This is a genomic window from Pseudomonas sp. NPDC089547, assembly GCF_050280665.1.
Classification (GTDB): Bacteria; Pseudomonadota; Gammaproteobacteria; order Pseudomonadales; family Pseudomonadaceae; genus Aquipseudomonas.
On the sequence record NZ_JBNNVS010000096.1, the window covers coordinates 1 to 5418 of the forward strand.

The 5418-nt window shown below is 62.6% G+C and carries 3 protein-coding genes; 1 reads left to right on the top strand and 2 read right to left on the bottom strand.

The window, feature by feature from the left end:
• Window positions 1–229: 229 nt before the first annotated feature.
• Window positions 230–2596 carry a TonB-dependent siderophore receptor gene (locus ACQKPZ_RS27970; RefSeq protein WP_427544491.1) on the top strand — a complete coding sequence of 789 codons (2367 nt, stop codon included), beginning with the start codon at window positions 230–232 and terminating at the stop codon, window positions 2594–2596.
• 153 nt (window positions 2597–2749) lie between these two features.
• Here the strand turns inward: ACQKPZ_RS27970 and ACQKPZ_RS27975 are convergent, their stop codons facing one another.
• Both ACQKPZ_RS27975 and glyA read right to left on the bottom strand, forming a co-directional pair.
• Window positions 2750–3703 (bottom strand): arsenic resistance protein, encoded by a 954-nt coding sequence (locus ACQKPZ_RS27975; protein WP_427544494.1) that lies wholly within the window; start codon window positions 3701–3703, stop codon window positions 2750–2752.
• Window positions 3704–3782: 79 nt separating this feature from the next.
• The gene (gene glyA / locus ACQKPZ_RS27980; protein ID WP_274907367.1) at window positions 3783–5036 is read right to left on the bottom strand and encodes a serine hydroxymethyltransferase; all 1254 of its coding nucleotides are present in this window, start codon (window positions 5034–5036) and stop codon (window positions 3783–3785) included.
• Window positions 5037–5418 lie beyond the last annotated feature (382 nt).

Here is a 5418-nt window from a genome sequence, read left to right on the forward strand (position 1 = left end):
AGGAGCGGCCTTGTGTCGCGAAAGGGCTGCAAAGCAGCCCCAGCAATTTGTGCATCTGCGCTGAAACCCCGGGGCTGCTCTGCAGCCCTTTCGCGACACAAGGCCGCTCCTACAGGGGATAGCGTCAGCTTTCGGAGCCTGTGTTGAAGTTTATTTTTACGGGTCCGCCGTGGTCATCCGTCTTCACTTCTCAAAAACGAATGCTTCGTATTTGAACGGGGGGAGTGAGATGGACCGAGGGCAATTGTGCAGGGCGTCGCTGACGTCGCTTTCTTTGCTGTGTGCGCTGCTGCCGGGCCTGGCCCAGGCCGAGCCGCGTGATTTCGACATTGCCCCGCAACCCTTGGCCAGCGCGCTCAACCGCCTGGCTGCGCAGGGTGGGTTGCAGGTGATCTTTGATGGCAACCTGGTGCAGGGCAAGAGCAGCCGTGGTATCAACGGCCGGCGCGAGCCGGAAGCGGCGCTGACCGAGTTGCTGCAAGGCAGTGGCCTGACCTGGCGCTCCACCGGCAGCGCCAGCGTCACCCTCGAGCCCGCCGCGCAGTCGTCCGGCACCCTGGAACTGGGCGCGACTTCCATCGTCGGCCAGGCCTACAGCTCGGTCAGCCCGGACGATGGCTACGTGGCCAAGCGCTCCTCGGTCGGCAGCAAGACCGACACGGCGCTGATCGAAACCCCGGCCTCGGTGTCGGTGATCACCCGCGAGCAGATCGAGGCCCAACAACCCAAGACCGTAGCCCAGGCGCTGCGTTACACCCCTGGGGTGAACACCGAACTGGCCGGCCCTCAGTTCGTGGTCGACCAGTTGTCCATTCGCGGTTTCCAGCAGGGTACCGGGCGCATGCTGCGCGACGGTACCCGCACCTTCCTGCCCGAGTTTCTCGGTTGGGACGCGCCAGAACCCTACGGGCTGGAGCGCATTGAAGTGCTGCGCGGTGCCAGCTCGGTGCTTTACGGGGCCTCGGACCCGGGCGGGCAGATCAACCTGGTGAGCAAGCGCCCGACCCAGCAGCCCCTGCGTCAGGTGCAGTTGCAAGCCGGTAACCTGAACTACCAGCAAGGCGCCTTCGACCTGGGCGATGCGCTGGATGACGAGGGCATCTGGAGCTACCGCCTGACTGGCCTGTTCCGCGAAACCGACGCCCAGACCGATCACATCACCAATCGCCGTCAGTACATTGCCCCGGCACTCAGCTATCGGCCCAGTGCCGATACCGAGTTCACCTTGCTGGGTGAATACCAGCGCCAGACCGGCAACTTCGCCAATGCGCTGCCCGCCAGTGGCACGGTGTTCCGGGATACGCGTGGCCGGCTGGACCGCGACACTTATGTGGGCGACAGCGCCTACGACTTCATGACCAACGAAAAAACCTCGCTGGGCTATGTGTTCGAGCACCACTTCGACGAGGTGTGGACCCTGCGCCAGAACGTGCGCTACAGCAACTACCGCCAGGCCAGCAGCGAAATAGCCCTGTTCGGCCCGGCCGGTGGCGGGCAGTACTCGCGCTACAGTGATGCGCGCAAGGGCGATGGCCGCCTGTTTACCGTCGACACCCACGTTCAGGCCAACTTCGCCACCGGGCCTGTGGAGCACACCTTGCTCACCGGTTTGGACTACAACAACGGCAAGTTCGACCAGCAGCAGTCGCTGGATTTCATCCTGCAAAGCTTTGACCCGTTTCAGCCTGTGTATGGCCAGCCGCTGAATACAGTGCCGTTCAGCGCTGCCAGCTATGAACAGAAACTGTCGCAGACCGGTGTGTACCTGCAGGACCAGCTGCGCATCGACAACTGGGTGTTGCTGCTGGGTGGGCGTTACGACTGGGCCGCCAACCAGAAGGACGACCGCGCCCCGCAAACCCAGAAGGACGAGAAATTCAGCGGCCGCGCCGGGCTGGTCTACCTGTTCGACAATGGCCTGGCGCCGTACCTGAGCTACAGCGAGTCGTTCCTGCCAGTCATGGGCACCACTGCCGATGGTACCCAGCTTGACCCGGAAACCGGCAAGCAGTACGAGCTGGGCCTGAAGTACGAACCGCCAGGCAGCAATAGCCTGTACACCGTCGCAGTGTTCGAGCTAACCCGGCAGAACGTGACCGAGAACGTCAACGGTTTCAGCCGCCAGGAAGGCGAGGTGCGTTCGCGCGGGGTGGAGCTGGAAGCCAAGACCGAGCTGGCGCCGGGCTTCAACCTGATCGGCAGCTACACCTGGAACGATGTCGAGGTCACCCAGTCTGAGCGCGGCACCAAGGGCAACACCCCGTTCCGCACGCCGGAGCACATGGCTTCGCTGTGGGCCGACTACCTGTTGCAGGGGGGGCCGCTGAACGGGCTAAGGCTGGGCGCGGGCACCCGCTATGTTGGCAGCACCTATGGTGATGCGCAGAACAGCTTCAAGGTCGACAGCTATGTGCTGGTGGACGCAATGGTCAGCTATGAGCTTGGCAAGCTGGATGCTTCACTCAAGGGTGTGGAGCTGGCGCTCAATGCCAGCAACCTGTTTGACAAGGAGTACGTGGCCGGGTGTTTCAGCGACATGGGCTGCCAGTATGGGCAGCAGCGCACGGTTTACGGGAGCGTGACCTACAACTGGTGAGTGCCCACGGGGCCGCTTTGCGGCCCTTCGCGGGCAAGCCCGCTCCCACAGGATCGCGCAAAATCCAGGATAGGCGCGATCCTGTGGGAGCGGGCTTGCCCGCGAACACCGGCGAAGCCGGTGCCATGTAGCGCATCAACATGAGCGAACGAATCAACCCACCAGCCGTGGCACTACCCGCACATAAATCAGTTCGCTGACCAACTCCACCAGCGTCTGGGTAATCACCGCCGCTGCGGCCAGCCCGCGCATGTCATCAGGCAACGCCAGTGCCAACGGCAACACAACCAACGAGTTGCGCGTGGCGGCACTGAACGTTACCGAGCGTGCCTCGGTGGCTGGCAGGCGCAACAACCGTGCGGATAAAAAACCAAGCGCTGGCGCCAGCAGCATGAAGCCGACGTAAACCGGAATCACAGGCAGCAACCGGTCGAAATCACGCACCACCGCTGCAATCTGCGAAGCGATCACCACCACCAACACTAACGCCATCGCCGGCACCGGCAGCCACGCCCAGGCATCGTTCCAGGCCGAGACTGCACGCGAGCGCCGGGCGCTGGCGCTGGTGAGCACGGCGAGTGCCATCGGCAGCACGATCAACAACACGAACGCTTCCACGAACGGGGTGACGGAGACTGCCACTTGGCTGTTGTCCCCCAGCATCAAGGCCAGGTACACCGGTAGAAGCAGCAGTTGCAGCAGCAGCAACACGGGGGTTGCGGCCAGGGTCAGGCGTGCGTCGCCTTTGCCGAGATGGGTAAACACCACCACGTAATCGATGCAAGGCGTAAGCAGTACCAGCAAGGCACCGACGAGAATCGCCGGGTGCTCCACCAGCCCTCGGGTGATGGCCCAGACCAGCAGCGGCACGAGCATGAAGTTGGCCAGCAGCAGGGCGCTGATGAAGCGGCGGTTACCCAAGCCCTGGCGCAGGTCGAGGAAAGGGATTTGCAGAAACATCGCATACATCAGCACGGCGATGGCAGGGGTGATCAGGGTTTCAAGGTGTCGCGCAGTACCGCTGGCCAGCAGGCCGAAAGCAGCGGCGGCCAGTACTGCGGCAAAATAGAGGGGTATCTGTCGGGTTTCCAGTTGTTCTCTGGTCAAGGTGCATCCTGCGCGCTAGGGGGCTTTCAATAAAAAGCCCGGCACTAGGCCGGGCTCTTCAACTTCAGGCGGCTGCCAATCAGTTGCCGTAAACCGGCAGCTTCTTGCAGATGGCCTTGACCTTCTCACGTACAGCGTCGATCACTGCTTCGTTGTTCAGGTCAGCCAGGATGTCGCAGATCCAGCCGGCCAGTTCCTTGCACTCGGCTTCCTTGAAACCACGGGTGGTGACGGCCGGGGTGCCGAAACGCAGGCCCGAGGTGACGAACGGGGAGCGTGGGTCGTTCGGTACCGAGTTCTTGTTGACGGTGATGAAGGCTTTGCCCAGCGCGGCGTCAGCGTCCTTACCGGAGATTTCCTGCTTGATCAGCGACAGCAGGAACAGGTGGTTCTGGGTACCACCGGATACCACGTCGAAACCACGCTCGATGAACACGCTGGCCATGGCCTGGGCGTTTTTCACCACTTGTTGCTGGTAAGCCTTGAACTCAGGCTGCAGGGCTTCCTTGAAGCAGATGGCCTTGGCCGCGATCACGTGCTCCAGCGGGCCGCCTTGGGCGCCTGGGAACACAGCCGAGTTCAGCTTCTTCTCGATGTCGGCGTTGGCACGGGCCAGGATCAGGCCACCACGTGGACCGCGCAGGGTCTTGTGGGTGGTGGTGGTGACCACGTCGGCGAACGGCACCGGGTTCGGGTACACGCCAGCGGCAACCAGGCCGGCAACGTGGGCCATGTCGACGAACAGGTAGGCACCGACCTTGTCGGCGATGGCGCGGAAGCGGGCGAAGTCCAGAACCTGCGAGTAGGCCGAGAAGCCGGCAACGATCATCTTCGGCTTGTGCTCGACAGCCAGGCGCTCGACTTCGTCGTAGTCGATCAGGCCGTTGGCGTCGATGCCGTACTGGATGGCGTTGTACAGTTTGCCCGAGGAGCTTACCGAAGCACCGTGGGTCAGGTGGCCACCGTGGGCCAGGCTCATGCCCAGGATGGTGTCACCGGCCGACAGCAGGGCCAGGTAGACGGCAGCGTTGGCCTGGGAACCGGCGTGCGGCTGGACGTTGGCGTAGTCGGCGCCGAACAGCTCCTTGGCACGGTCGATGGCCAGTTGCTCGACGATGTCGACGTACTCGCAACCACCGTAGTAGCGCTTGCCTGGGTAGCCTTCGGCGTACTTGTTGGTCAGGACCGAGCCCTGAGCTTCCATGACTGCCGGGCTGGTGTAGTTTTCCGAAGCGATCAGCTCGATATGCTCTTCCTGGCGCAGGGCTTCTTGCTGCATGGCTTCGAAGAGCTCGGCGTCGTACTTGGCAATGGTCAAATCACGGCTGAACATGGCGGTCCTCAAGGATCGGGGTAATTTGGGGGGGCATTCTAACCGATTGCTTCGCGGCTGGCATATGAAGTGGCATCAAGTCGCGGACCAATGGGCTTCATGTTGCATCCCGCGCCGTTTCTGGGCTGGGCGGGTAGTGGAGTTGACTCCGAGGTCCGTTTTTCCCGGCGCGGATTCCAGCCTTGGCGCGGCCCCTGTAGGAGCGGCCTTGTGTCGCGAAAGGACCGCAAAGCGGTCCCGGCGATGTCGGCGGCGAAGCTGCAATCGTGGGGCCGCTTCGCGCCCCGTTCGCGACACAAGGCCGCTCCTATGTATGGACTCGCCCACACTGTCTAATTGCTTTTGAACATAGGAACCCGGTTGCATCTATGTATCAGGCCTA

Bases quoted from the DNA above. Each gene is read 5' to 3' on its own strand.
- ACQKPZ_RS27970 (WP_427544491.1), top strand. From the start codon at position 230: ATGGACCGAGGGCAATTGTGCAGGGCGTCGCTGACGTCGCTTTCTTTG.
- glyA (WP_274907367.1), bottom strand. From the start codon at position 5,036: ATGTTCAGCCGTGATTTGACCATTGCCAAGTACGACGCCGAGCTCTTC.